Origin of the sequence: Paenibacillus sp. EKM10P, assembly GCF_011800655.1 — a bacterium.
GTDB classification, from domain to species: Bacteria; Bacillota; Bacilli; order Paenibacillales; family Paenibacillaceae; genus Paenibacillus; species Paenibacillus polymyxa.
In genome coordinates, this window is the sequence record NZ_JAALET010000073.1 from 1 (window position 1) to 521 (window position 521).

At 57.8% G+C, this 521-nt stretch carries 1 protein-coding gene; it reads left to right on the plus strand.

Annotated elements, in window-relative coordinates; genetic code table 11:
* The coding region (locus HFE01_RS26455; RefSeq protein WP_243208313.1) for a condensation domain-containing protein at positions 1–521 on the plus strand (521 nt) is incomplete at both ends.

Consider the following 521-nt stretch of genomic DNA (forward strand, 5'->3'; position numbering starts at 1 on the left):
GAAGCGAAGGCAACGGAAATTCAAAGCAGCATGGACCTGTCCGCAGGACCGTTGGTGAAGCTGGGATGGTTCCGTACCACTGAGGGCGACCATCTGCTGATCGCCATTCACCACTTGGTGGTGGACGGAGTGTCGTGGCGGATTCTGTTTGAAGATTTCTCGACAGGCTACGAGCAGGCGAGCAAGGGTGAACCCGTACGATTGCCGTATAAAACGGATTCCTTCCAAATGTGGGCACGGGAGCTATCCTCTTACGCCAACCGTCCAGAGGCGGCAGCGGAGGACATGTACTGGAAGCAGCTGGAACAGGCCAAAGCGGAAGCTACGCCGCTGCCTAAGGATTTTGCCTATGAGGGCTCCTTGAACGCAGACAGCGAAGTGCTGACCGTAGCGTGGACCGAAGCTGAAACCGAGCAACTGCTGAAGCAGGCTCATCGCGCCTACAACACCGAGGTCAATGATTTGCTGCTGACCGCGCTGGGACTGGCGGTGCACCACTGGACAGGTGCAGGCCAGGTGCT